Here is a 25822-nt window from a genome sequence, read left to right as displayed (position 1 = left end):
GTGCCGCTTTCCTTGCTCGCCGTCGGCTGGCGCGACTACGGTGCGGTCACGCAATGTAAGCGGCCCCGCACGCGGTGTGGCTGCACCGGACGGGGCCTTGACCGGGAAGGAGCCCCGGCCCATGACCAACGTACCTGCGCATCCTCAGTGGTGCGACCGCCAGAAGTGCACCGCCGCTGCGGACCCCGCTGGCACCCACGACTCACGGCCCGTGCTGCTGCGGCCGGAGGACGGCGAGGCCATGCACGTACGGCTGCTGATGAGCCGGACGAGCCACCCGCTAGCCCTGCCTGTGTTGACAATCGAGGGCTACGACCAAGACCCCACCAAGGACCCGAACCCGCTGTCGGTGGTGGTGCTGAGCACCCGGCAGGCCGCCATCACCGTGCACCTGCTGCGGCGCTTGCTGCGGTTGGCCGCGGCTGACGCGGTGGGCTCCGGGTGGGTCCGGCCCCGGTCGCCCAACAGCGCCGATCAGCGTTTCTGCAGCTAGGAGGTGGTGCGCCCGGCAGGATTCGAACCTGCGGCCTTGGGATTAGAAGTCCCCTGCTCTATCCGCTGAGCTACGGGCGCGCGGCGTACGTGTCGCGCCAAGAGGGTACCGCCGACCCCGCCGGTGGCGGGGGAACGGGTCGCCGTCTCGACGCCGATGATCAGGTTCTCACGCGACCGGTCCGGAGGTCACCCGGGTTCCGGTGCCGGGCGGCCCGTACCCTCGGGTTCGTGCTGCTGGAGCCGGATGCCGAGAACGAGGTCGCCTACGAGCTGTGCCAGCTCCTGGGGAGGGCGATCGTGCCGCTCGGCAGGTCCGGGACGGCGTTCTTCTTCGCGCACCCGACCGGCGAGTACCTGCTGACCGCCGACGCCGTCACCACCGCCGAGGTTGGCGGGATCGGGTTGCGGCCCAGCCTCACCGAGCCTTCCGGCGTCGCCCCCGACGAGCTGGTCCTGCCGGACTTCCCGGCGCGCTGGGCGCACCGGTCCGAGGTGGGTGCGGCGATCATGGCCTCCGCCGGCCTGCACGCGGACGCGGCCGAGCAGGGTTGGCGCTGGCGTACCCAGCCGGTGCCCGACGCGGTGGCCGTCCGGCCCGACGAGGTCGACGCGCTGGGTGCGGAGCCGGTCTCCGCGATCGTGCTCGCCCTCGGCGTCCGCCCCGACGGGTCACGGCCACTCGAGGTGGCCGTCGAGCGCGCCGTCCGCGACGACGCCGGCCTGCGGATCACCGCCGGGTTGCCCGAGGGGTACGTCGGAGCGCCGGTCTTCGCCGTGCGGCCGGACGCCGCCGGCGAGGTCGGCCTGCGCTGCCTCGGCCTGGTGCTGCCCGGCGAGGGCAGCCACCCACTGGCCACCCTCGACCGGATCGTCGCCGGCCTGCCCGCCTGACCGGACCCGCCGGGCCGGTCGCTCACCCGGCGGATCCTGCCGCCGGAACCTGACCTCAGGTGCCCTGCGCCGCCGGCTCGTCCGCCTCGGCGGGGGTGCGGCCGGCGGGGATGGCCGATTCCCGCCCGGGAGCGTCCGCGGCGGCCGAGGTCGAGGTCGAGGTGGGGCCGGCGCCGAGGAACGCCTCGGCCCACCGTCCGGCCTCGGCGAAGACCTTCTCCCGTACGGCGGGGCCGGAGAGTGTCAGGTCGTGCATGCCGCCGTCGAAGCGGGTCAGGGTGACGTGCCGGCCGAGCCGGGGCGCCCAGCGGACCATGTGCTCCACGTCCAGCACGGCGTCGGCGAGGGCGGCCGAGTCGTGCCACCTGGTGCCCTTGAAGCTCCGGGTCGAGCAGGCCAGCAGCACCGGCACCGGAATGTCCAGGCCGGCGCGCAGCCGTTGCTGACCGCTGCGGATCGCACCCAGCCAGCCGGCCCGGACGGGGAACCCGGCGAGCGGCTTCCAGGCCAGGTCGTACGTCCACTCGCCGCGGTGCTCGGCGTGCAGGCTCTCGCCGTACACGGTGCCCAGGCCGAACGGGAGGATGCGCTGCGGCGCCCTGCGGCCCAGCCGGGAGACGGCGGCCGCGAGGGGTCGACGGACCAGCCAGGGAGCGTTGATGTCGAAGAAGGGGCTGTTCAGGAAGAGCCCGTCGACCAGGCCGGCGTCGCGACGGGCGTCCGCCCACAGCGAGGTGATCAGACCGCCGGTGGAGTGGCCCATGGCGAGCAGGGTGTCGTGCCCGTCGTCCTCGCGGATGATCTTCGCGGCGGCGTCCAGCTCGGGAAAGTAGTCACCGAGGTCGCGGCAGAAGTTCGGGGTCTGGTGCGGCAGCAGGCTGCGGCCGTACTTGCGCAGGTCGAGGGCGTAGAAGTCCCAGCCCCGTTCGGCGAAGAAGTCCGCCACGTGGGTCTGGAAGAAGTAGTCGACGAAGCCGTGCACGTAGAGCACCGCCCGGCCGGTGGGGCGCTCGGCGCGCCGCCGGACCAGGGTCGCGACCACCGGCCCCTCGTCGTCGGTGCCCAGGTCGATCGTCTGCCGCTCGTAGGGCGGCCCCAGCACGTCCTGTTCCACGTCCGCGACGGTACGCCCGGACGCTACCCGGCGGTAGCCCCCGGCGCGTCCCCGTCCAACCGCACCGGTCGGACGGGGACGAACCGGACGTGGTCAGGCCGTCTCGGCGTCGACCCGATCGGCGTCGGTCTCGGCGTCGGCGGGCTGCTCCGGCACGGGCTGGCCCATCTCCCGGACGTGCTTGTTGTGCCGCGGCTCCTGCCGGGTCTTGGCGTCGTTGAGCTTGCGCCGCAGGTCGTCGCGGGCGTCGTTGAGCGCCGCCCGCAGGTCCTCCTCGCTGGAGGTGGTGACGAGCTTCTGCCGCCCGGCGATCCAGCACTCCAGCGTGACCTTCTGTCCGCGCGCCTCGCGGTCCTTGACCGACACCTCCAGCTCGGTGGCGTCGGCGTGGAAGGCGGCCAGCCGCGCGTCCAGCGTCGCGAACTGCTCGACGATCCAGTTCCGGTCGCCCTGGGAGAAGCCGGTGCCGACCCGCAGGCACTCGGCCACGGTCGCCGGGTTGGTCACCGCGCTCATCGCCGCACCTCCCGCTCGGTGCGGGCGGAGCCGATCATGGGTAGCGAGCGGAGAGTCATCAGCGCTGACCTTTCTCGTCGGGACGGTTGATCAATTCAGTACCCAGCCGGGGTCGTCCTCACTCCGGGTGACCCCGGGTTCCGATCGTGGTGGTCGGCCGTACGCCGTCCCAGGGCCGGCCGGCCCTAGCACACCGGGACCTTGATCAGGTGTTCGTCCACAGCCGGTCCCGTCGTCCACAGGCCGGGCCCGACCGGTCGCGGCGGGCCCTGCCGCCCGGCCAGTCTCGGCACGAGGTCGGCTCGCCACGGCCGGCCCTGGACCCCTGGGAGGGGACGATGTTCGACACCTACGTCACGATCGTCGGCAACGTGCTGACCGCGCCGGAGTGGCGGCGCACCACGCAGAGCAACACCCTCGTCGCCAACTTCAAGGTCGCCTCGACCGCCCGCCGGCTAGACCGGGACAGCGGGCGCTGGGTCGACGGCAACAGCCTGCGCGTACGGGTCAACTGCTGGCGCAAGCTCGCCGAGGGGGTGGCCGCCTCGGTGATGGTCGGCGACCCGGTGGTGGTGGCCGGTCGCCTCTACACCCGGGACTGGACCGACGACGCCGGCAACCACCGCACCCTCTACGAGCTGGAGGCCGTCGCGGTCGGGCACGACCTGTCCCGCGGTCGGGCCCGGTTCCTGCGCAACAAGCCCAGCATGACCACCAGCAGCGTCGAGGACGCCGAGGCGGCGGCCCGGGTGCACGGCGAGCCGACCGAGCCGGTGCCACACGAGCAGGCCCCGGCCACCCCCGACGACCGGCCGTTCGACGAGGAGTTCGAGTTCTCCGGCTTCACCGACCCGCGCGCCGGCCACGGCCTGCCGGGCTCCGGTCTGCCCGGCTCCGGCGTCGACCTCCCGCCGATCGTCGACCCGTTCGACGAGGAGACCGACGACCGGGGCGAGGCGGGCGACGACCTCACCCCGCTGCCCGGCGACGGCGGGGACGGTGACGCCGACCCGCCCGGCGGGGCGGACGAACTGGACCCGGCCTCGGAGGAGACGGCCGTCGCGCCGTCCGGGCGGGGCCGGCGCGGTCGCGGCCGGGTGCCCGTACCGGCCTGAGGTCCGGCCCGCGCCGGCCGAGGGCGAGGAAGGCGGTGCCGGGCCGCCCGGGAGGGGAGGACCGGGTGAGCGTACGAGGGGGCGGGGTGGCGACGGTGAATGTGGCCACCCCGCCGTACGGCTAGGCTGGCCGGCCGGAGGTGGTGCGGGTGCGGCACTCGACCGCGGTGGCGAATGCGGCAGGGCTGGTGGCGGGATACGCCCTGGACAGCCTGCTCGGCGACCCGCGCCGGTGGCACCCGGTGGCCGGGTTCGGCCGGGCTGCCGGGGCACTGGAACGGCGGGTCTACCGGCCCGACCGGGCGGCCGGCGCGCTCTTCACCAGCCTCGCGGTCGGCGCGCCCGTGCTGCTCGGCGTGGCCGCCACCCTGGCCACCCGCCGCCACCCGGCGGCCCGCGCCACGCTGATGGCGGCCGGCACCTGGACGGTGCTCGGCGGGCGCACCCTGCGGCACGAGTCCGAGGTGATGGGTAGGGCCCTGCGCCGCGGCGACCTGCCGGCCGCCCGGCGACGCCTCGGCCACCTCTGCGGGCGGGACCCGTCCACCCTCGACGAGCCCGAGCTGGCCCGGGCCACCGTCGAATCGGTCGCCGAAAACACGTCCGACGCGGTGGTGGCGCCGCTGGTCTGGGGCGCGCTCGCCGGGCTGCCCGGCCTGCTCGGCTACCGCGCGGCGAACACCCTCGACGCGATGGTCGGGCACCGCTCCCCGCGCTACGCCCGCTTCGGCACCCCGTCCGCCCGCCTCGACGACCTGCTCAACCTCGCGCCGGCGCGGCTCACCGGGCTGCTCACGATCGCGGTCGCCCCCGCCGCGCCCGGCGACCGGGCCGCCGCCTGGCGGGTCTGGCGGCGGGACCGGGCCGACCACCCCAGCCCCAACGCCGGGCAGTGCGAGGCGGCGATGGCCGGCGTCCTCGGCGTCCGCCTCGGCGGGCGCAACGTCTACTTCGGACGTTCCGAGGTGCGCCCGTTCCTCGGTGACGGCCCCCGCCCCGAGGCACGCCACCTCAAGCGGGCCGCCCGGGTCTCCGGCGCCGTCGGACTCGCCGCCCTCGGGCTGGCCGCGGCCTGGCCGCTGACCGCCGGCCGGCTGGTCTCCGCCGCCGGCCGGCGCGGCCTGAACGCGCTCACGCCGACGGGTCGGAGCGGGTCGGTCGGTCGGGCCGGGTCGACCGGTCGAGGCGGGGCTGTCGGGCGGGCCGGGTCGGTCGGCGGCCGGGCCGGCGACGGGCGGGCCCGGTGAGCGGCGGGCTGCTGGTCGCCGGCACCACCTCCGATGCCGGCAAGAGCGTGCTCACCGCCGGCATCTGCCGATGGCTGCACCGCAAGGGTGTCTCGGTGGCGCCGTTCAAGGCGCAGAACATGTCCAACAACTCCGCTGTGGTGGTCGGCGCCGACGGCCGGGGCGGCGAGATCGGTCGCGCGCAGGCGATGCAGGCCGCCGCCTGTGGCCTCGCCGCGGACCTGCGCTTCAATCCGGTGCTGCTCAAGCCCGGCAGCGACCTGGCCAGCCAGGTGGTGCTGCTCGGCGAGGCCGTCGACACGGTCACCGCCGGCAACTTCCGGCAGCTACGGCCCCGGCTCGCCGAGACCGCGTACGCGGCGCTGGCCGAGCTGCGTGCCGCGTACGACGTGGTGATCTGCGAGGGCGCTGGCAGCCCGGCCGAGATCAACCTGCGGGCCGGCGACTACGTCAACATGGGGCTGGCCCGGCACGCCCGTCTGCCCACCATCGTCGTCGGTGACATCGACCGGGGCGGCGTCTTCGCCTCGATGTTCGGCACCGTCGCCCTGCTCGACCCGGCCGACCAGGCGCTGGTCGCCGGCTTCGTGATCAACAAGTTCCGGGGTGACCTGGGGCTGCTCCAGCCGGGGCTGGAGATGCTGTGCGGGGTCACCGGGCGGCCCACGTACGGCGTGCTGCCCTGGCACCTCGACCTCTGGCTCGACGCCGAGGACTCCCTCGCCTACGGCCGGGTGCTCGGCCGGCCCGCGGCCCCGCGAGGCACCGACTGGCTGGACGTCGCCGTGGTCCGACTACCCCGGATCAGCAACGCGACCGACGTGGAGGCGCTGGCCACCGAGCCCGGCGTCCGGGTCCGGCTCACCGTCGAACCCGCCGAACTGGCCGCCGCCGACCTGGTCGTCCTCCCCGGCTCCAAGTCCACCGTCGCCGACCTGGCCTGGCTGCGGGAGACCGGGCTCGCCGACGCGGTCACCGCGCACGCCGCCGCCGGCCGGCCGCTGCTCGGCATCTGCGGCGGCTTCCAGATGCTCGCCCGCGCCATCCACGACCCGGTGGAGAGCCGGCGGGGCAGCGTCCCCGGGCTCGGGCTGCTCCCCGTCGAGATCACCTTCGACCCGCGCAAGACCGTCCGCCAGGCCGCCGGCACGGCCGCCGACGGCGTCCCGGTCCGCGGCTACGAGATCCACCACGGGTACGTCTCGACCGCCGACCCGACCCTGGTCCCGCTGCTCACCTACGCCGACGGCACCGGCGAGGGGGTCCGGCTCGGCGCGGTGCACGGCACCCACTGGCACGGCGCGTTCGAGTCCGACGAGTTCCGCCGCCGGTTCCTCACCGAGGTGGCCCGGGGGGCCGGCCGCTCCGGCTTCACCGTCGCCCCGGACACCGCCTTCGCCGCCGCTCGCGAACGCTCCCTGGACCTGCTCGGCGACCTGGTCGAGGAGCACCTGGACACCGACGCGCTGTGGCGGCTGATCGAGAGCGGCGCGCCCGCCGGCCTGCCCTTCATCCCGCCCGGCGCCCCGCCGGGGAGCTGACCCCACCCCTGCCGGGCTCGATCCGGGCGCCAGGGCGGCGTGGGCCGGGCCGACGTGCGCCAGGGCGGGTCAGGGGCGGATGTCGGCAGGGTCGTCGGAGAACGGCAGCCCCGCCTCCTGCCACGCCTCCACCCCGCCGATCACGTCGGTGGCGTTGCGCAGCCCCAGCGCCTGGAGGCTCGCCGCCGCGAGGCTGGAGCTGTACCCGTGCCGGCAGATCAGCACGATCGCGCGGTCGTACCCGGTCGCCTCGGGGATGCGCGACTCGCTGGCCGGGTCCAGGCGCCACTCCAGCACCGTCCGGTCGATGACGATCGCGCCGGGCAGGTTGCCCTGCTCGCGGCGCTGCGCCTCGGGACGGGTGTCGACCAGCAGGGCACCGGCCCGCACCGCCTCGACCGTCGCCTGCGGAGTCAACCGGCGCAGCCCGGAACGGGCCTGTTCCAGCAGGGCGTCCACCCCGGGACTCATCACGTCATTGAGCACGTCCAGATCATGCCGCTCACCAGGGTCGACCGCGCGGCGAACGCCGGCTCCGGTGCCGGAACCAGGCTGACGGGGGACACCCACTAGCGTCGCACCCGTGACGGTGGCGCTGGTCGAGGCGTACGCGACGCTGGCCCGGCGGGTGCTGGCCGGGCCGGCGCGGTTGGGGCGTACCCGACTGGTGGCTGTCGACGGGCCGAGCGGCGCGGGCAAGAGCGTCTTCGCCGCGCGCCTCGCGGAGGCCCTCGGCGACCTCGCCGGTGACGGACCGCCGCCGGTGGTGCACACCGACGACCTGCTCGACGGCTGGGACGACCAGTTCACCTTCTGGGCGCGGCTGGAGGAGTGCGTGCTCGCGCCCCTGCGGGCCGGCCGGCCGGGGGACTACCGGCGGTACAGCTGGGTGCGGAAGGCATTCCTACCCCGGGCCGTGCCGGTGCCGGTCGCGCCGGTGCTGCTGGTCGAGGGGGTGAGCGCGGCACGGGCGGCGATCCGGCCCGAGCTGAGCCTCGCCGTCCTCGTCACCGCGCCGTCGTCGCTGCGGCTGGCCCGCGCGGTGGCCCGGGACGGCCCGGAGATCCTGCCCGAGCTGCGCCGCTGGCACGCCGGGGAGCGGTCGCACTTCGCCGCCGACGACACCGCCGCCCACGTCGACCTGGTGGTCGACGGCGCGCCGACCCTGCCGCACGACGCGCGGCGCTACTACATGCGGCGGCCCTGAGGCGGAACCGCCGAGCCGGGCCGGGCGAACGGGGCATGGACGCGGGCCGGCGCCTGCGGCACGATGCGGGAACACCGGTACCGGGGGAACGGGGAGCCCAGATGGCAGCAGCGGAGACGCCCGCGCGGCGCCGGATCACGTTGACCGGCGTCAGCTCCCGGGCCTGGGAACACCCGGCCGACCGGGGTGCCCTGGTCGCGCTGCGCGAGCTGCGCGGCTTCGACGAGGTGGTCAAGGCGTTCTTCGGGATGTGGAACGAGCGCGCCTTCCGGTTGCAGTTCCTCGCCGCCGGCATCCGGGTCGACCACCGGCAGTACCCGGCGGTGCACCAGCGCTGGGCGGAGGCCGCCGCCGCGCTCGACGTGGCCGAGCTGCCCGAGCTGTACGTGACCCAGTCGCCGTGGCTGCGCGCCGAGGCGATCGGACTGGAAAAGCCGTTCGTGGTGGTCAGCTCGGCCTGCGTGCAGCAGCTCGACGACGACGAGCTGCGCTGCCTGCTCGGCCACGAGCTGGGTCACGTGCTCAGCGGGCACGCGGTGTACAAGACCATCCTGATGATCGTCACCCGCTGGGCGGCCAACCTGAGCTGGCTGCCGGTGGGCGCGATCGCGCTGCGGGCGATCATCGCGGCGATGCTGGAGTGGTGGCGCAAGGCGGAACTCTCCGCCGACCGGGCCGGCCTGCTCGCCGGGCAGGACCCGGCCGCCGCGCTGCGGCTGCTGATGAAGCTCGCCGGCGGCGGTGACCTCACCCAGACCGACACGGCCGCCTTCCTCGAACAGGCCGCCGAGTACTCCGGCGGCGGCGACCTGCGGGACAGCCTGCACAAGCTGCGGATGACCGCGTGGAGCACCCACCCGGTGCCGGTGGCCCGGGCCGCCGAGTTGCGCCGGTGGATCGACTCCGGCGCGTACGGGCGGGTGCTGGCCGGGGAGTACCCGCGCCGCGACGACGACGCCACGACGAGCGTCTCGGAGGAGATCAGAGCGGCGGCCGAGTCGTACCGGGAGGCGTTCGAGCACTCCACCGACCCGCTGGTCGGGCTGTTGCGCCGGCTCGGCGACGGCGCCGCCGACGTCGGCGAGTGGGTGGGCGGCACTGCCGGCCGGGCCCGGTCCTGGATGGGCGCGGCGAGCGAGGCCGCCGGCCGGGCCCGGCGGGCCGGCGCCGCCCGCCCGAACGGCGCCGACGCGGGCTCGGAGGGTACGCCGGGGTAAGGCCGGCATACGATGCCGGTCATGACCACTCCGATCATGTCCGAGTCCGAGGTACGGGCCGCCGTCGAGCGGGAACTGCCCGGTGTCCGTGCCGACCTGGAACGCCTCGTCCGGATCCCCGGCATCGCCTTCGAGGGCTTCGACCACTCGCACGTGGAGCGCTCCGCCGAGGCGGTGGCCGAGCTGCTGCGCGGCTGCGGCCTCGACACAAAAGTTGTGCGCTCGGGCGGTCAGCCCGCGGTGATCGGGAAGAGGGCCGCCCCCGCCGGCGCGCCGACCGTCCTGCTCTACGCCCACCACGACGTGCAGCCCGTCGGCGACCTGTCGCTGTGGGAGTCCGACCCGTTCGAGCCGGTCGAGCGGGACGGCCGCCTCTACGGCCGGGGCGCCGCCGACGACAAGGCCGGCATCATGGCGCACGTCGCCGCGCTGCGTGCCTTCGGCGACCAGCTCCCGGTCGGCGTGGTCCTCTTCATCGAGGGCGAGGAGGAGTACGGCTCCGACTCGCTGGAGCGGCTGCTCGCCGAGCATCGGGAGGACATCGCCTCCGACGTCATCGTGATCGCCGACTCCACCAACTGGGACGTCGGCGTGCCCGCCCTGACCACCTCGCTGCGCGGCATCGTGAACTGCTTCGTCGAGGTGCGCACCCTGGACCACGCCGTGCACAGCGGCATGTTCGGCGGCGCGGTGCCGGACGCGCTGACCGCGCTGGCCCGGCTGCTGGCCACCCTGCACGACGACGCCGGTGACGTCGCCGTCGAGGGGCTGGTCGGCCGGGAGGGCGCCAGCGTCGACTACCCGGAGGACCGGTTCCGCACCGAGGCCGGCCTGGTCGCGGGCGCCTCCCTCTTCGGCACCGGCCGGATCACCGACCGGCTCTGGACCAAGCCGGCGCTCGCCGTCCTCGGCATCGACGCCCCGGCCACCGGCGAGGCGCCGAACGCGCTGGTGCCGGCGGCAAAGGCCAAGCTCAGCGTACGACTGGCGCCGGGCGACGACCGGACGCGCGCGTACGACGCGCTCCGCACCCACGTGGAGAAGCATGCCCCGTGGGGCGCGCAGGTGACGGTCACCTTCGAGCACGACGGGGACCCCTGCGTCATCGACGCCACCGGGCCGATGTTCGACGCGGCGCGCGCCGCCTTTCGGGGCGCCTGGGACGGCACCGACCCGGTGGACATCGGCGTCGGCGGCTCGATCCCGTTCATCGCCACCTTCCAGGAGATGTTTCCGCAGGCGGCGATCCTGGTGACCGGCGTGGAGGACCCGCACGCCCGGGCGCACGGCCCGAACGAGAGCCTGCACCTGGGGGAGTTCGCCCGGGTCTGCCTGGCCGAGGCGCTGCTGCTGGCGAAGGTCGCCGAGGCCGGCCGCCAGGTCGGTTAGGTCGCGGAACCGTAACTTCGGGGTCGATGTCGGAGTTTCCGATGTGTCGGGCGCAGGGGTGTTATAGCCTTTCGAACATGCGTACGAACGACGTGATGGCGCGGCTCGAGGCCGCCGTGAGTGCTCTGGGGGACGTCGACGTCTCCGCGTGGCCCGAGGACACGCTCAAGGATCAGCTCGGCGAGCTCTCGGCCGCGCTGGTCGCCCTCGACGGCGTGCTCTCCCGGGTCGCCGAGGAGGTGCGCGCCCGGGGCCTGCGCATCGAGGAGCCCGTCTCCGCCTGACCTCCGCGTGGCGGCCGACGGCGGCCCGGGCACGGCAATGTCCGGGTGGTGTCGGGGGTGGCTGGCAGGATGGGGCCGTGCGGTTCCTCGACCTGGCAGCCACCTCCGCGGCCGTCGGCGCCACCGGCGCCCGGCGAGCCAAGGTGGAGCTGCTCGCCGCCGCCCTGCGCTCGCTCGACCCGGCCGAGGTGCCCGCCGGCTCCGGCTACCTCGCCGGTGAGTTGCGCCAGCGGCAGACCGGCGTCGGCTGGGCCAGCCTGCGTGACCTACCCCCGCCGGCGGCCGAGCCGACCCTGACCGTGGCCGCCGTCGACGCGGCGATCGACGGGATCGCGGCGGTCCACGGCCCCGGCTCGCAGTCCCGCCGGCGGGAGCTGCTGGGCGCCCTCCTCGCCGCCGCCACCGCCGACGAGCAGCGGTTGCTGGTCGGCCTGTTCAGCGGCGAGCTGCGGCAGGGCGCCCAGGCGGGGCTGCTCGCCGACGCGATCGCCCGGGCCGCCGAGGTGCCGGTCGCGGTCGTGCGCCGGGCGCTGCTGCTCGCCGGCGACCTGCGGGCGGTGGCGGTGGCCGCGCTCTCCGGGGGCGCCGCCGCGCTGACCGCCTTCGGGCTCCAGCTGGGGCGGCCGCTCGCCCCGATGCTGGCGCAGAGCGCCCCGTCGGTGGACGCGGCGCTCGACGCCACCGGCGTACCGGCGGTGGTCGACGTCAAGCTCGACGGCATCCGGATCCAGGTGCACCGCTCGGGCGACGACATCGCGGTCTTCACCCGGAGCCTGGACGACATCACCCCGCGGGTGCCCGAGGTGGTCGCCGCGGTGCGCGCGCTGCCCGGCCGGGAGCTGGTGCTCGACGGCGAGGCGATCGGGCTGGACGCCACCGGGCGGCCGCTGCCGTTCCAGCAGACCTCCAGCCGGGCGGCCCGGCGCACCACCCCCAGCACCACGGGCCGCGCCCCGGTCGCCCCGGCCGTGCTCGCCGCCGCCGAGACCACCGGCACGACGGTGCTCACGCCGTACTTCTTCGACCTGCTGCACCTCGACGGCGCGGATCTGATCGACCTGCCCGGCCGGGAGCGGTGGGCCGCCCTGGCCGGCGCGGTCGACGAGTCGCTGCTGGTCGGCCGGCTGGAGGTCGACGGGCCCGAGCAGGCGGGGGCCGCGTTCGCCGCCGCCCTCGACGCCGGCCAGGAGGGGGTCGTGGTGAAGGCCCCGGACGCGCCCTACGACGCCGGCCGGCGCGGCGCCGCCTGGGTCAAGGTGAAACCCCGGCACACCCTCGACCTGGTGGTGCTGGCCGTGGAGTGGGGCAGCGGCCGGCGGCAGGGCTGGCTCTCCAACCTGCACCTCGGCGCCCGTGATCCGCGCACCGGCGAGTTCGTCATGCTCGGCAAGACCTTCAAGGGCCTCACCGACGAGCTGCTGCGCTGGCAGACCGAACGCTTCCTCGCCCTCGCCGTCGAGCGCGGCGACTGGGTGGTCCGGGTCCGCCCGGAGCAGGTCGTGGAGATCGCGTTCGACGGGGTGCAGACCAGCTCCCGCTACCCGGGCGGGATGGCGCTGCGCTTCGCCCGGGTGGTCCGCTACCGCGACGACAAGGCCGCGGCCGAGGCCGACACCATCGACATGGTCCGGGCCATCCACGCCGGCCGGGCGCCCGGCTGACCCGGCCCGGGAGGCGTCGCACCTGACGAGCAGGTCAGACCCCGCCGAGGGTCGGGCAGTGGTCGCCAGTCAGGCGGAGGGGGCGGGCTCGGCGGCCCGGTCCAGCGGCTTCGCCGGCGCGTCGCCCCCGGCCAGCCGGCGTGCCTCGCGCCGCGCCACCCAGCCGTAGCCGAAGAGCGACATCCCCGCGAAGAGCCACCACTGCACGATGTAGCCGAAGTTCTGCCAGTTGTTCGTGTGCCCGATCGGCACCGCGCTGAACGCCGGGTCGTTCGCCGGGGTCTGCTCGTCCAACAGCAGGTACGCCCCGTGCACCGGGTACGGCAGCTCGCGGGCCAGCTTGCCGACGACGATCCGGCGGGCTTCCAGCCGGCCGTCGCGCCGGTCGACGGCGCCGCCACCGGACTCCGTCGGGCGCACCCGGCCGACCACCGTCACGTCGCCCGTCGGCAGCGCGGGCACCTGGGGAACCGCCACCGCACCACCCGGCGCGGGCGGGATCCAGCCCCGGTCCACCAGCACGGCCGTGCCGTCGGCCAGCACCAGGGGGGCGACCACCTCGAAGCCGACCTGGCTGTCGACGGTCCGGCCGCGGATCAGGGCCACGTTCGATGCGTCGTACCGGCCGGTGGCGGTGACCCGGCTCCACTCGTCGCGCTCTGCGGGGGCCGGGCCGACCGAGCCGGCCGCGCCGGTGGGGGCCGGGAGCCGGTCGCGCAGCGGCGCGGGTGTGCCCTGGCTACCGGCGTCGATGCGCTCGTTGACCGCCGTGCGCTCGTGGTAGCGGGCCAGCTGCCAGTTGCCGAGCAGCACCATCACCGCGGCGGCGACCAGGGTCAGCGCGAGATAGCCCAGCCAGCGTGGCGTCAGCAGGAACCGGTACACGGTACGAGGCTACCCGTATGACCGGGCCCACTGACCGCGACGGCCCGGGGCAGCGACCACTCGGCGGCCGCCGGACGTCGGTCGGGGCGGGTATGGTCACGCGAGCGGATCGCCGTCCCGTTCCTCCCGGTCGGTCCGCGCGCCGCCACCGCCGCCAGCGAGGAGTCGATGATGACCGCCGTGCCGCGCCTCGTGCTCAGCGCGCCCTCCTCCGGCCACGGCACCAATGCGCTGTCCATCGGGCTGCTCGCCGCGCTCGCCGACCGCGGGGTGGACGTGGCCGGCTTCAAGGTCGGCCCGGACCAGATCGACGCCGCCTACCTCGGGCTGGCCGCCGGTCGGCCCGGTCGCAACCTCGACGCGCGGCTGGTCGGCGCCGACCGGCTCGTACCGCTCTTCGGGCACGGCGCCGAGGGCGTTGGGCTGGCCGTGGTGCAGGGCACCATGGGCCTCTACGACTCGGTGGCCGGCCGGCCCGAGGCGGAGTCCACGGCGGCCGTCGCCACCGCCCTGCGCAGCCCCGTCGTGCTGGTGGTGGACGTGGCCGCGATGGGCCAGTCGGTGGCCGCGCTGGTGCACGGCTTCCGCTCGTACGACGAGCAGCTCTGGCTGGGCGGCGTGATCCTCACCCAGGTCGCCTCGCAGCGGCACGAGACGATGCTGCGTGAGGCGCTCGACGACGTCGACGTCCCGGTCTACGGCGCCCTGCGCCGGCACGAACTGCCGCCGGTGCTGCCCGCGCGGCGGCACGGCGTCGTGCCGGTGCTCCGCCGCGACGGCGAGGCGGTCCGTGCGGTGCGCCGCCTCGGCGAGGCGGTCGCGGGCACGGTCGACCTCGACCGACTGCTCGCCCTGGCCCGCTCCGCGCCCGCGCTGCCGGTGCCGGCGTGGTCCCCGTCGCCGGCCGCGAACCCGCCGGGTGAGGCGCCGCCGCCCGCGGAGGCGCCGCTGGTCGCGCTGGCGGGCGGCCCGGGCGGCAGCTACAGCTTCCCGGAGACCGCCGAGCTGATCCGCGCCGCCGGGGCCCGGGTGGTCACCGTCGACCCGCTGAGCGACGAGGCGCTGCCGGCCGGGGTCCGCGCGCTGGTCGTCGGCGCCGGCCTGCCCGAGTCGTACGCCCGGGAGCTCTCCGCCAACCGCCGGCTCTGCATCGCGGTGGCGGAGCTGGCCCGCACCGGCCGGCCGGTGCTCGTCGAGGGCGCCGGCCTGCTCTGGCTGGCCCGGGAGCTGGACGGGCTGCCGATGTGCGGGGTGCTGGACGCGATCGGGGAGAGCCGGGACGGCCTGGTGGTCGGCTACCGGGAGGCGACCGCGGTGAGCGACAGCGTGCTCGCGGACGCCGGCGCGGTGGCGGTGGGCTACAAGCAGCACGCCGCGGTGCTCACCCCGCGGGCCGGTCAGCGCCCGGCGTGGAGCTGGGACGGCGGCTCTCCCGAGGGCTTCGTCTGGCGGGGCGTGCACGCCTCGCAGCTGGGCCTGCACTGGGCGGCGCACCCGGAGGTCGCGACCCGGCTGGTCGCGGCGGCCGGGGTGGCCGCGGGCGCCGAGGGCGTGGGAGCCCCGGCGTGATCGGACAGGTGGCGGTACGTCGCTTCCCGCAGCTGACCGTCTCCACCCCGCGGACCGAGGTGCGTCCGCTGGCGGCCGGGGACGCCAAGGCGGTCGACGAGATCTTCGCCGACCGGCAGACCCAGCGCTGGCTGCCGCTGGCCGAGTCGTCGGGGCGGATCGAGGGGCGCGCCTGGTGCACCGAGCTGGCCCGGCAGCGGCGCGACAGCGGTGAGGGCGACCACTACGCGGTGCTCCGCCGGGAGGACGACCGGGTGGTCGGCTGCCTCTGGACCCGGCGTACCGACTGGGGCGCCCGGCTCACCGAGGTGTCGTACGCCCTGGCCCCGCACGCGCGGGGCTTCGGGCTGGCCGCCGAGGCGGTGGACGCGCTGGCCATCGCGCTGATCCTGGAACACGGCTTCCAGCGGGTCGAGCTGCGGGTGGCGCCGGGCAACGTGGCGTCCCGCCGGGTCGCCGAGAAGGCCGGCTTCAGCTACGAGGGCCTGCTGCGCAACGCGGGCTACGTCCGGGGCGCCCGGGTCGACCTGGAGCTGTGGTCACTGGTCGCCGCCGACCTGCACTAGCCCGGCCGGCCGGGGCCACCGCCCGGCCGCCGGCCGGTCCGGAACGAGGTTCGCGCCAGGAACCGCACCGTTCCTGACGCGAAGCTCGTGACCCACCACCGGCGGGCGGGCGTCACCCGACCATGCGGTCCGACGGTGGGGTGAACTGGCGGGTGGCCGTGCCCTTCAGCCCGTCGCGCAGGGTCTGGGCGACCGCGTTCACCGGGATCTGCGACTGCCCGTCACCCACGGCGTTGAACGGGTTGTCCGGGTCGGCGATGAAGCTCGCCGCCGCCAGTTCCGGGGTGTACCCGACGAACCAGGCCGACCGGGTGCTGTCGGTGGTACCGGTCTTGCCGGCCACCGGGCGGCCCACCGTGCCCCGGACGCTGTCCGCCGTCGACCAGCCGCCGCAGGCGCCGCGGGCCGGGGTGTCGCCGGTGGGGCAGCGGGCCGCGTCGGTGGCCGCCCGGGCCGCGTCGGCGTTGACCACCTGCCGGCAGCGCGGCTTGGCCACCTCCCGCTCGATGCCGCCCGCCGTCCGGTAGGTGGCCGGGGTGCCGTCCCGGTTGGTGATCGAGGTGACCGGCATCGCCTCGCAGTACCGGCCGTCCGCGGCGATCGCGGCGTACGCGTTGGCCATCTCCAGCGGGGTGGCGTCGGAGACGCCGAGGGTGAACGCACCCCACTTCTTCGCCTTGGTCGGGGACGCCTGCTCCCGGTCCACGTCGGTACGCCAGCGCAGCCCGAGCTGTTCGGCGAGGCGCACCGCCCGGTCCGCGCCGATCTGCTCCTCAAGCTGGACGAAGTACGTGTTCACCGACTTGCCGAAGCCGGACCACATGGTCTGCCGGCCGGTCATCGCCCCGGAGGCGTTGGACGGCGCCCACCCGTCGTAGACGGCGGACTTGTAGCGGTACGGCGAGTCGTACGCGGTGGAGAGCGGCATCCCGGCGTCGAGCGCGGCGAGCATCGGGAACATCTTGAACGTCGATCCGGCCTGGTACCCGGGGAGGCTGCCCCCGCCGAGCAGGGGCGCCACCGTGTTCGGGTAGTTCGCCTTGACGCTGGGGTCCGCCTCCGGGTTGGAACTGGGCCCGTTCTGGCTCAGGTCCAGCGAGTACGTCCGGTTGACCGCCATCGCCTTGACCCGGCCGGTGCCCGGTTCGGAGACCACGATGCCGTTGGCGAAGGGGCTGCCGACCCCGTCCTTCGCGCCGACGTTCTTCTCCGCCGCCTCCTGGATCTTCGGGTCGAGGCCGAGTACGAGCCGGTAGCCGCCGCGGCGCAGCTTGTCCATCCGTTCCAGCCGGTTCTCGCCGAACGCCGGCTGGGCGCTCCACCAGTTCTTCACGTAGTCGCAGGCGAAGCCCCAGCTCCGGTACTTCTCGGGCATGGAGGCGCAGTCGTTGGGCGGGTTGGTGACCCGGGTGCGGATCGGTTCGGCCTTGGCCACGGCCGCCGCGTCCGGGGAGAGGTAGCCCAGCTGGGACATCCGGTCGAGCACGTAGTTGCGCCGGCCGGTGGCGTCCTTCTGGTCCGAGCTGATCGGGTCGTACTCGGAGGGGGACTTGACCAGGCCGGCGAGGGTGGCCGCCTCGACCGGGGTGAGCGTGGCCGGGGTCTTGGAGAAGAAGATCTGCGAGGCGGCGTAGATGCCGTACGCCCGGTGGCCGAAGTACGCCGAGTTGAGGTAGCGCTCCAGGATCTCGTCCTTGGTGAGCGCCTTCTCGACGTCCAGCGCCATCCGCATCTCCTTGACCTTGCGCAGGCTGGTCTGCTGGGTGGCCTCCTGGACCTCCTTCGGCGTCTTGGCGCTGTCCCGCAGGGCCATCCGCACGTACTGCATGGTCAGCGTGGAGGCGCCCTGGGAGACGCCGCTGGAGCGGGCGTTGGCCACGAAGGCGCGGGCCACGCCCTTCGGGTCGACGCCGTGGTGCTGGTAGAAGCGGTTGTCCTCGGCGGCGACGATCGCCTGCTGGATGTTGGGCGACATGTCCGACAGCTTCGTGTACTGCCGGTACTCCTCGTAGAACATGGTCAGCACGGTCTTGCCGTCGGGCGCGTAGAGGTACGACGTCTCGGCCGGGAGCGCGGTGCGCAGGATGTCGGTCTTCTGCTCGACCGCGTGGGCGGTGGCCTTCGCGCCGACGCCGGTGAAGGCGGCCAACGGGTACGCCGCGGCGGCGATCACGATGCCGGCGATCAGCCCGGCGCGCAGGAGAGGAACGGAACGACCAGCGGCAGCAAGGGGTCGGTTGCTCACATGGTCAAGTTATGACATTTCCGATTCGGAAATGAGAAGAATTCATAAACGGGCGAGGGTGCCGCCGGGCGGTGACGTGACCCACGTTGGGATCCGCTGTCCCGTACGGCGGCTTCCCGGCAGGATCACGGACATGCGTGGTCAGCTGATCGACGTGCCGTCGGGCACCGGGAACGAGCCCGATCTCGGGCACCACGGGGACGCCGAGGCCACCCCGGGCCTGATCGACCTGGCCGTGAACGTCCGCCGGGACGTGATGCCGGACTGGCTGGCCGACCCGCTCACCGCTTCGCTGGGCGAGCTGGCCGCGTACCCGGATCCCCGGCCGGCCCGGGCCGCCGTCGCCGCCCGGCACGGCCGTCCCCCGGAGGAGGTGCTGCTGACCGCCGGCGCCGCCGAGGGCTTCGTGCTGCTCGCCCGGGCGCTGACCGGGGCGCGCCGCCCGGTGGTGGTGCACCCCCAGTTCACCGAGCCGGAGGCGGCGCTGCGCGCGGCCGGGCACGCGGTGGACCGGCTGCTGCTCGATCCCGCCGACGGCTTCCGGCTCGACCCGGCCCGGGTACCGGCCGACGCCGACCTGGTCATGATCGGCAACCCGACCAACCCCACCTCGGTGCTGCATCCCGCCGCCGACCTGGCCGCGCTGGCCCGGCCGGGCCGGGTGCTGGTGGTCGACGAGGCGTTCGCCGACACCACCGGCGCCCCCGGTGCGGACGGCGAGCCGGAGTCCCTCGCCGGCCGGCGGGACCTGCCCGGCCTGGTGGTGGTCCGCAGCCTCACCAAGACCTGGGGGCTGGCCGGGCTGCGGATCGGCTACCTGCTCGGTGAGGCCGCGCTGCTGGCCCGGCTGGCCGCCGTCCAGCCGCTCTGGGCCGTCTCCACCCCGGCGCTCGCCGCCGCCACCGCCTGCGCGTCGCCGGCCGCCATCGCGGCCGAGCGCGCGATCGCCGCCCGGCTCGCCGCCGACCGCGAGCACCTGGTCGCCCGCCTGTCGGCCCTGCCCGGGGTACGCGTCGCAGGCCGCCCGGCCAGCGCCTTCGTCCTGCTGCACCTGGCCGGCGCGGACCGGATCCGGGAGGCCCTGCGCGAGCGTGGCTGGGCGGTCCGGCGCGGCGACACCTTCCCGGGACTCGGCCCCGACTGGCTGCGCGTCGCGGTCCGCGACCCGGGCACCACTGACGCGTTCACCGAGGTACTCGCGGAGATCCTGGAGGCATGATGCTGGAGACCACGATTGCGGCGATCGGGCCGCTCGACGAGCCGGCGATGGCTGCCGCCCGCGACCTCCAGGGGCGGCTCACCAAGCCGGCCGGTTCCCTCGGCGCCCTGGAGGAGCTCTCGGTACGCCTCGCCGGGCTGGCCGGGTCGTGCCCGCCGCCGCTGCCCGAGCCGGCCGCGGTGGCGATCTTCGCGGGTGACCACGGCGTGCACGCCCAGGGCGTCACCCCGTGGCCGCAGGAGGTCACCGCTCAGATGATCGCCAACTTCCTGGCCGGCGGCGCGGTGGTCAACGCCTTCGCCCGGCAGGCCGGCGCCTCGGTCACCGTGGTCGACGTCGGCGTGGCCACCCCGCTCCCGGTCGACCCGGACGCGGTCCCGGCCGGATCCGACCGGGACGGCCAGGCTGTCGCGCCCCGCCTGGTCGCCGCGAACGTCCGCCGGGGCACCCGGGACATGACGGTCACCGCCGCGCTCACCCGCGACGAGGCCCGCGCGGCGGTGGAGACCGGCATCCGGATCGCCGGGGAGCTGATCGACGCCGGGGCGGGCATCCTGCTCACCGGCGACATGGGCATCGGCAACACCACCCCGTCGGCGGCCCTGGTCGCCGCGCTCGTCGGCGTCGATCCCGCCGAGGCCACCGGCCGGGGCACCGGGGTGGACGACGAGACGTACCGGCGCAAGATCGACGTGGTGCGGGCGGCGCTGGCCCGGCACCGGCCCGACCCGGCGGACCCGCTGGGCGTGCTGGCCGCCGTCGGCGGCCTGGAGCACGCCGCGCTGGCCGGGCTGATCCTCGGCGCCGCTGCCCGTCGGGTCCCGGTGCTGCTCGACGGGGTGATCGCGGCCAGCGCGGCGCTCGTCGCGGCGGCCCTCGCCCCGGCTGCGGCCGGCGCGATGGTCGCCGGGCACCGCTCGGCCGAGCCGGGCGCCACCGTGGCGCTGCGACACCTCGACCTGACGCCGCTGATCGACCTCGGCCTGCGCCTGGGCGAGGGCACCGGCGCGCTGCTGGCGCTGCCGGTGGTCACCGGCGCGGTCCGGGTGCTGCACGAGGTCGCCACCTTCGACTCGGCGGGGGTCTCCGAGAAGTGAGCGACAACCCCTACCCCCTCGGCCTGCGGCTGGCCGGCCGGCGGGTGGTCGTGGTGGGCGGGGGAGCGGTCGCCACCCGGCGGGTGCCGGCGCTGCTGGACGCCGGCGCCGACGTGCTCCTCGTCGCCCCGGAGCTGACCCCGGCCCTGCACGGGCACGCCGACGCCGGTCGGCTGCACTGGCTGCCCCGCCGCTTCGTCCCGGATGACCTGGCCGGGGCGTGGCTGGTCCAGGTCGCGGTCGACGACCCGGTCGCCGCCGCGTCGGTCAGCGCCGCCGCCGCCGAGCGGCGGATCTTCTGCGTACGCGCCGACGACCGCGCCGCCGCGACCGCCTGGACGCCCGCGGTGACCCGGCACGGGCCGGTCACCGTGGCGGTGCTCGGTGGCGGCGACCCGCGCCGGGCGATGGGGGTCCGGGACGCGATCCGGGAACTGCTGACCGTGCGGACCGGACTGGCGGCGGGGGCGCCCGCCGAGGTCGCCGTCGGGCGGGTCGCGCTGGTGGGGGCCGGGCCGGGTGACCCGGAGCTGATCACCGTGAAGGGGTGGCGGCTGCTCACCGAGGCGGACGTGGTGGTCGCCGACCGGCTGGTACCCGGGCTGCTCCTGGACGAGCTTCGCCCGGACGTCGAGCTGGTCGACGCCTCCAAGATCCCGTACGGCCCGTCCCGGGCCCAGGAGGAGATCAACCGGATCCTGGTGGACCGGGCGCGGGCCGGAAAGGTGGTCGTCCGGCTCAAGGGCGGCGACCCGTACGTCTTCGGCCGGGGCGGCGAGGAGCTGCTGGCCTGCGCGGCGGCCGGCGTACCGCTGACCGTGGTGCCGGGGGTGACCAGCGCGATCGCCGTGCCGGCGGCGGCCGGCGTCCCGGTGACCCACCGGTCCGTGGCGCACGAGTTCACCGTCGTCTCCGGCCACGTCGCGCCGGACTCCCCGGCCTCGCTGGTGCGGTGGGAGGCGCTGGCCGGCCTGCGCGGGACCCTGGTCGTGCTGATGGGGTTGAAGAACCTCGCGGCGATCACCGCCACCCTGGTCGGGCACGGCAAGGATCCGGCCACCCCGGTCGCGGTGGTCCAGGAGGGGACGACCGGCGCCCAACGGTCGCTGCGGTCGACCCTGGGCGCGGTGGCCGCGGACGTGGTCGCGGCCGGCCTGCGCCCGCCGGCGATCGTGGTGATCGGCGACGTGGTCGGCGCTCTCGACGTGTGACGCTGCGGATGCGCGACGGCGGTCGGAGACGAGGTCTCCGACCGCCGTGCACGCGCTGAGGTCAGTGCTTGAGCATGTCGTCCAGCAGCAGGGCGCAGCGGATCAGCCCGAGGTGGCTGTACGCCTGCGGGTGGTTGCCCAGCCCCCGCTCGGCCAGCGGGTCGTACTGCTCGGGGAGCAGCCCGGTCGGGCCCGCCGTGTCGACCATCAGCCGGAACAGCTCCTCCGCGTCGGTGCGGCGGCCGGTGCGCAGGTACGCCTCGATCAGCCACGCCGTGCAGATGTGGAAGCCGCCCTCCCGGCCGGGCAGGCCGTCGTCCCAGTGGTACCGGTAGACGACCGGGCCGCTGCGCAGGTCCGCCTCGATCTTGAGCACGGTGGAGAGGAAGCGCGGGTCGTCGCCGGGGAGCAGGCCGGAGAGGCCGATCCAGAGCGAGGAGGCGTCCATGTCCTCGTCGCCGTACGCGACGCTGTACGCCTCGGCCTCCTCGTGCCAGCCGTACTCCAGCACGTTGGCGCCGATCCGGTCGCGCAGCTCCACCCACTCGGGCTGGTCCTCGCCGCCGTGCTGGCGCAGCACGTGCAGCGCCCGGTCAACGGTCATCCAGCACATCACCTTGGAGAAGATGTGGTGCCGCGGCGCGAGGCGGGCCTCCCAGATGCCGTGGTCGGGCTCGTGCCAGCGGCGGCGGACCGCCTCGACCATGTTCTCCAGCACCCGCCACTCGTCCTCGCGGACCGAGCCGCGCGCGTCGGCCACGGCGGCGATCAGGTCCGCGATGGGGCCGAAGACGTCCAGCTGGAGCTGGTGGTTGGCGAGGTTGCCGACCCGGACCGGCCGGGAGCCGGCGTAGCCGGGCAGGGTGTCGATGACCGCCTCGGCGCCCAGCTCGTAGCCGTCGACCGTGTAGAGCGGGTGCAGCCGCTCCGGGTGGCCGCCGGTGCGCTCGATGCAGCCGTCCACCCAGCGCAGCAGCGCCTCGGCCTCCTCGAGGGAACCCAGGTCGACCAGCGCGCGGGCGGTCAGTGCCGCGTCCCGCAGCCAGCAGTAGCGGTAGTCCCAGTTCCGGACCCCGCCCAGCTCCTCGGGGAGCGAGGTGGTGGCGGCGGCGAGGATCGAACCGGTCGCCTCGTGGCAGAGCCCGCGCAGGGTGAGCGCGCTGCGGGCGACCAGGTCCCGGGCGGTGGAGGGCAGCCTCAGCGAGGCCACCCAGTCCTTCCAGGGCTGCTCGGCGGCGGTCTGGCGCTGGTGGATCGGCACCGCGTGGTGCTCCAGGCTGTGCGTGGCGAAGCGCAGCTCCAGCACGACCTGGCCGCCGGCGGCGGAGAGGTCGACCACGGCCTGCGCCGTCTCGTACCCGCCGTCGTTGCCGACCTGCCACTCGACGCCGGGGGAGTAGAGCGCGACCGGCTCGTTGGAGCCGAGCACCAGCAGGCCGTCGTCCATCGGCTGCAACTGCACCTGCACCTGGCCGAACTCGGGCCGGGGGGCGAACTCGATCCGGGCCCGGCCGGAGCCGGTGAGCAACCGGACCAGCGTGGAGTCGCCGGTGACCACGGCCGGGCCGTCCGGGGTGGTCTCCTTCGCCGGCAGGTCGAGCCAGTCGGTGACGGTGAGCCCGGACCACCGGGTCTCCACGGTCATCGTGCCGTTGCGGTAGCGCTGCCCGAGCGGGATGCCGCCCCGCTCCGGAGTGATGCTGAAGTGCCCGGCCGGGCTGCCCCCGACCAGGTCGGCGAAGATCGCCGCCGAGTCGGGCTTGGGGTGGCAGAGCCAGGTGACCTTGGCCTCGGGGGTGAGCAGGGCGACGGTACGGCCGTTGGCCAGCATCGAGTGCCGCTCGATCGGGACCGCCCGCTCGCCGAAGAGCCAGTGCCGGCGGGTCTCCAGCAGCAGGCCGAGCGCCCGCGCGGCCTCGATCGGCTCGGCCACCCGGTAGTGCGCCTGGGTGTCGCCGGGGCCGATCTTGATGCCGACGTCCGGGCCGTGCAGGTTGCCGAAGGCGTTCTCGTCGGTGACGTCGTCGCCGATGAAGAGCACCGCGCTGGCCGAGAGCTGGGTGCGTAGCTGGTCGACGGCGGTGCCCTTGTGGGTGGCGACCACCGACAGCTCGATGACCTCCTTGCCCTGGGTGACCGTCACGTCGTCCCACTTGGCGGGGCCGTTGCGGACCGCCTCGATGGCCGCCGCGGCGACCTGCGGGTCGACGCCCCGGGTGTGCACCGCGACGCTGGCCGGCTTGCGCTCCAGCCGGATGCCGGGGTGGGCCGCGGCGATCTCGCGCAGCGCGTCGCGCAGCCGGGTGCGGACGGCGACCAGCTCCGGGGAGAGCCGCTCGACGAAGCCGATGTCGAACTCGGACCCGTGGCTGCCGACCAGGTGGACCTCGCTGGGCAGCCGGGACAGGGCGGCCAGGTCGCGCAGGGCGCGGCCGGAGACCACCGCGACGGTGGTCTGCGGCAGTGCGGCCAGCGCGCGGATGGCGGCCACCGACTCGGGCAGCGGGACGGCCTTGCTCGGGTCCTCGACGATCGGGGCGAGGGTGCCGTCGTAGTCGCAGGCGACCAGGAGCTGGGGGACCCGGGCGATCCGCCCGATGGCGGCGCGCAGCTCCGGGTCCATCGTCCCGGCGGCGGGGGTGACGATGTCGGTCGGCGGGGCGCTCATGCGGTCTCCGCCTCCGGGGTGCCGAGCTCGGTGAGGAAGGACTTGGCCCAGTGCCCCACGTCGTGGGTGCGTAGGTGGCGTTGCATTATCCGCATGCGGCGGCGGGCCTCCGGCTTCTCCACGTGTACGGCCCGCAGCAGCGCGTCCTTGACCGCGTCGGGATCGTGCGGGTTGCACAGGAACGCCTGGCGCAGCTCGGTGGCGGCGCCGGCGAACTCACTGAGCACGAGCGCGCCGCCCTGGTCGGCGCGCGATGCCACGTACTCCTTGGCCACCAGATTCATTCCGTCTCGCAGCGGGGTCACCATCATCACGTCGGCCGCGACGTACATCGCGGCCAGTTCGGAGCGACTGTACGACTGATGCAGATAATGCACCGCCGGCACGCCGACCCGTCCGAATTCGCCATTAATCCGACCAACCTCGCGCTCCACCTTGACGCGAAGTGCCTGGTAGTGCTCCACGCGCTCCCGGCTCGGGGTGGCGACCTGCACCATAACCGCATCGGGAACTGTCAACTTTCCGTCAGCGAGAAGTTCGCGGAAGGCCTTCAGCCTCAGCTCGATGCCCTTGGTGTAGTCCAGCCGGTCCACGCCCAGGATGATCGTCTTGGGGTTGCCCAGCTCCTCGCGGATCTGCTTGGCCCGGGCCTGGACGGCCGGGTCGGAGGCCATCCGCTCCATCTCCCGGGTGTCGATCGAGATGGGGAAGGCACCGGCCTTCACCTGGCGGCCGTCCACCTGGATCATCTGGCCCTCGTAGCGCAGGCCGAGCAGGTGCCGGGCCAGCCGGACGAAGTTCTGCGCGGCCAGCCGCTGCTGGAAGCCGACCAGGTCGGAGCCGAGCAGGCCGCGCAGGATCTCGGTGCGGAACGGCATCTGCATGAACAGCTCGATCGGCGGGAACGGGATGTGCAGGAAGAACCCGATCTTCAGGTCCGGCCGGAGCTCCCGGAGCATCGACGGCACCAGCTGGAGCTGGTAGTCCTGCACCCAGACCGTCGCGCCCTCCGCGGCGACGTCCGCCGCCGCCTCCGCGAACCGGGCGTTAACCAGGCGGTACGCCTCGCGCCAGCGGCGCTTGTAGGCCGGGGTCTCCACCGCGTCGTGGTAGAGCGGCCAGATCGTCGCGTTGGACTGGCCCTCGTAGTAGCGCTCCAGCTCCTCGGCGCTCAGCGGCACCGGGTGCAGGCGGATGCCCTCCAGGTCGAACGGCTCGGGAGCGGGGCCGGTGCCGCCGGCCCAGCCGACCCAGGTGCCGCGCTGCTCGGCCAGCACGGGATGCAGCGCGGTGACCAGCCCGCCGGGGCTGCGTCGCCACTGCCGTCCCTCGGGTGTGCTCACCTCGTCGACCGGCAATCGGTTTGCCACTACGACAAAGGAGCTACGGACGGTCACGATCGGCCACCTCCGGGTGCTGACGGGTCCACCGCGATGAGCGTACTGAGCGTAGCTGCGGCCTCTGGAGCCCCGTGCCGGAGTTCCGTACCCGTCCCACGATCGCCGAACCCTACCCGTGATCTTGCCGACATGCCCTGGTCGGAGCGCCGGGATGAGCGCGGCCTGCCGCTTCTCGAGCACCAGGCCGGCATCAGCCGCCGGCGACGCGGCTCGCCGCCGTACTCCTCCGGCGGGGTGATGTGGGCGAAGCGGGCCGTACCTGTCAGGATTGACGATGGCGTGCGT

The 25822-nt window shown here is 74.9% G+C and carries 20 protein-coding genes, 1 tRNA gene and 2 pseudogenes; 15 read left to right on the top strand and 8 right to left on the bottom strand.

What is annotated here, in order from left to right; genetic code table 11:
- Positions 1 to 121 precede the first annotated feature (121 nt).
- On the top strand, positions 122 to 493 hold the full coding sequence (locus V6U81_RS10530) for a hypothetical protein (RefSeq protein WP_334487328.1): 372 nt from the start codon (positions 122 to 124) through the stop codon (positions 491 to 493).
- Positions 494 to 497: 4 nt separating this feature from the next.
- On the opposite strand, the gene V6U81_RS10525 is transcribed toward V6U81_RS10530, so the two are convergent.
- A tRNA-Arg gene (locus tag V6U81_RS10525) sits at positions 498 to 573 on the bottom strand.
- 150 nt (positions 574 to 723) lie between these two features.
- Between V6U81_RS10525 and V6U81_RS10520 the strand changes: the two genes are divergently transcribed.
- Positions 724 to 1386: a hypothetical protein gene (locus V6U81_RS10520; protein ID WP_334487326.1), complete on the top strand. Its 663-nt coding sequence runs from the start codon at positions 724 to 726 to the stop codon at positions 1384 to 1386.
- A gap of 55 nt (positions 1387 to 1441) precedes the next feature.
- Here the strand turns inward: V6U81_RS10520 and V6U81_RS10515 are convergent, their stop codons facing one another.
- Complete coding sequence (locus V6U81_RS10515) at positions 1442 to 2500, bottom strand: alpha/beta hydrolase (protein WP_334487324.1); 1059 nt, start codon at positions 2498 to 2500, stop codon at positions 1442 to 1444.
- A 93-nt stretch (positions 2501 to 2593) separates the two neighbouring features.
- Entirely contained in the window at positions 2594 to 3016 is a 423-nt protein-coding gene (locus V6U81_RS10510; protein ID WP_334487322.1) for an HPF/RaiA family ribosome-associated protein, read from the bottom strand.
- Between the two features lie 338 nt (positions 3017 to 3354).
- On the opposite strand from V6U81_RS10510, the gene ssb reads away from it, so the two are divergent.
- The 3 genes and pseudogenes from ssb (at position 3355) to V6U81_RS10495 (ending at position 6919) form a co-directional block, all read left to right on the top strand.
- A complete protein-coding gene (ssb, locus tag V6U81_RS10505) occupies positions 3355 to 4131 on the top strand; it encodes a single-stranded DNA-binding protein (RefSeq protein WP_334487320.1) in 777 nt (258 codons plus the stop codon).
- A 149-nt stretch (positions 4132 to 4280) separates the two neighbouring features.
- Positions 4281 to 5258, top strand: a pseudogene (locus tag V6U81_RS10500) (cobalamin biosynthesis protein); the annotation flags it as partial.
- A gap of 116 nt (positions 5259 to 5374) precedes the next feature.
- Positions 5375 to 6919: a cobyric acid synthase gene (locus V6U81_RS10495; RefSeq protein WP_334487316.1), complete on the top strand. Its 1545-nt coding sequence runs from the start codon at positions 5375 to 5377 to the stop codon at positions 6917 to 6919.
- Positions 6920 to 6988: 69 nt separating this feature from the next.
- Here the strand turns inward: V6U81_RS10495 and V6U81_RS10490 are convergent, their stop codons facing one another.
- Positions 6989 to 7390, bottom strand: a complete 402-nt coding sequence (locus V6U81_RS10490; protein ID WP_334487544.1) for a rhodanese-like domain-containing protein — start codon at positions 7388 to 7390, stop codon at positions 6989 to 6991.
- A gap of 112 nt (positions 7391 to 7502) precedes the next feature.
- Here V6U81_RS10490 and V6U81_RS10485 point away from each other — a divergent pair.
- The 5 genes and pseudogenes from V6U81_RS10485 to V6U81_RS10465 all read left to right on the top strand — a co-directional run.
- Positions 7503 to 8126: pseudogene (locus V6U81_RS10485) on the top strand (uridine kinase family protein); the annotation flags it as partial.
- 101 nt (positions 8127 to 8227) lie between these two features.
- Entirely contained in the window at positions 8228 to 9343 is a 1116-nt protein-coding gene (locus V6U81_RS10480; protein WP_334487312.1) for a M48 family metallopeptidase, read from the top strand.
- 36 nt (positions 9344 to 9379) lie between these two features.
- On the top strand, positions 9380 to 10732 hold the full coding sequence (locus V6U81_RS10475; protein WP_334487541.1) for a dipeptidase: 1353 nt from the start codon (positions 9380 to 9382) through the stop codon (positions 10730 to 10732).
- 77 nt (positions 10733 to 10809) lie between these two features.
- Positions 10810 to 11016: a hypothetical protein gene (locus V6U81_RS10470; protein WP_334487310.1), complete on the top strand. Its 207-nt coding sequence runs from the start codon at positions 10810 to 10812 to the stop codon at positions 11014 to 11016.
- 77 nt (positions 11017 to 11093) lie between these two features.
- Positions 11094 to 12677: an ATP-dependent DNA ligase gene (locus V6U81_RS10465; RefSeq protein ID WP_334487308.1), complete on the top strand. Its 1584-nt coding sequence runs from the start codon at positions 11094 to 11096 to the stop codon at positions 12675 to 12677.
- Between the two features lie 69 nt (positions 12678 to 12746).
- Here V6U81_RS10465 and V6U81_RS10460 read toward each other — a convergent pair whose 3' ends face one another.
- Positions 12747 to 13562 carry an SURF1 family cytochrome oxidase biogenesis protein gene (locus V6U81_RS10460; protein ID WP_334487306.1) on the bottom strand — a complete coding sequence of 272 codons (816 nt, stop codon included), beginning with the start codon at positions 13560 to 13562 and terminating at the stop codon, positions 12747 to 12749.
- A gap of 171 nt (positions 13563 to 13733) precedes the next feature.
- Here V6U81_RS10460 and V6U81_RS10455 point away from each other — a divergent pair, with 171 nt between their 5' ends.
- Together V6U81_RS10455 and V6U81_RS10450 are read left to right on the top strand one after the other, a co-directional pair.
- Positions 13734 to 15131 carry a cobyrinic acid a,c-diamide synthase CobB gene (locus V6U81_RS10455; protein ID WP_334487304.1) on the top strand — a complete coding sequence of 466 codons (1398 nt, stop codon included), beginning with the start codon at positions 13734 to 13736 and terminating at the stop codon, positions 15129 to 15131.
- Positions 15128 to 15697, top strand: a complete 570-nt coding sequence (locus V6U81_RS10450; protein ID WP_334487302.1) for a GNAT family N-acetyltransferase — start codon at positions 15128 to 15130, stop codon at positions 15695 to 15697. Before V6U81_RS10455 ends, V6U81_RS10450 begins: the two co-directional genes overlap by 4 nt.
- A gap of 112 nt (positions 15698 to 15809) precedes the next feature.
- Here the strand turns inward: V6U81_RS10450 and V6U81_RS10445 are convergent, their stop codons facing one another.
- Positions 15810 to 17942 (bottom strand): transglycosylase domain-containing protein, encoded by a 2133-nt coding sequence (locus V6U81_RS10445; RefSeq protein WP_334487299.1) that lies wholly within the window; start codon positions 17940 to 17942, stop codon positions 15810 to 15812.
- A 133-nt stretch (positions 17943 to 18075) separates the two neighbouring features.
- On the opposite strand from V6U81_RS10445, the gene cobC reads away from it, so the two are divergent.
- The 3 genes from cobC to cobA are packed head-to-tail and all read left to right on the top strand — an operon-like array spanning position 18076 to position 21469.
- A complete protein-coding gene (gene cobC, locus V6U81_RS10440; protein WP_334487297.1) occupies positions 18076 to 19161 on the top strand; it encodes an Rv2231c family histidinol phosphate aminotransferase CobC in 1086 nt (361 codons plus the stop codon).
- Positions 19161 to 20258, top strand: coding sequence for a nicotinate-nucleotide--dimethylbenzimidazole phosphoribosyltransferase (gene cobT / locus V6U81_RS10435; protein WP_334487538.1), 1098 nt, complete (start codon positions 19161 to 19163; stop codon positions 20256 to 20258). The genes cobC and cobT overlap by 1 nt, the downstream gene beginning before the upstream one ends.
- A complete protein-coding gene (cobA, locus tag V6U81_RS10430) occupies positions 20255 to 21469 on the top strand; it encodes a uroporphyrinogen-III C-methyltransferase (RefSeq protein WP_334487295.1) in 1215 nt (404 codons plus the stop codon). The genes cobT and cobA overlap by 4 nt, the downstream gene beginning before the upstream one ends.
- 61 nt (positions 21470 to 21530) lie before the next feature.
- Here the strand turns inward: cobA and otsB are convergent, their stop codons facing one another.
- Both otsB and V6U81_RS10420 read right to left on the bottom strand, forming a co-directional pair.
- Positions 21531 to 24137 (bottom strand): trehalose-phosphatase, encoded by a 2607-nt coding sequence (gene otsB, locus V6U81_RS10425; protein ID WP_334487293.1) that lies wholly within the window; start codon positions 24135 to 24137, stop codon positions 21531 to 21533.
- Entirely contained in the window at positions 24134 to 25534 is a 1401-nt protein-coding gene (locus V6U81_RS10420) for an alpha,alpha-trehalose-phosphate synthase (UDP-forming) (protein WP_334487291.1), read from the bottom strand. Before V6U81_RS10420 ends, otsB begins: the two co-directional genes overlap by 4 nt.
- Positions 25535 to 25822 lie beyond the last annotated feature (288 nt).

The sequence above is a fragment of the Micromonospora lacuserhaii genome (assembly GCF_036902735.1).
In the GTDB taxonomy this organism is placed as follows: Bacteria; Actinomycetota; Actinomycetes; order Mycobacteriales; family Micromonosporaceae; genus Micromonospora.
Note: the sequence above shows the minus strand (reverse complement) of the source record. Positions and strands in the feature narration are given on the sequence as shown.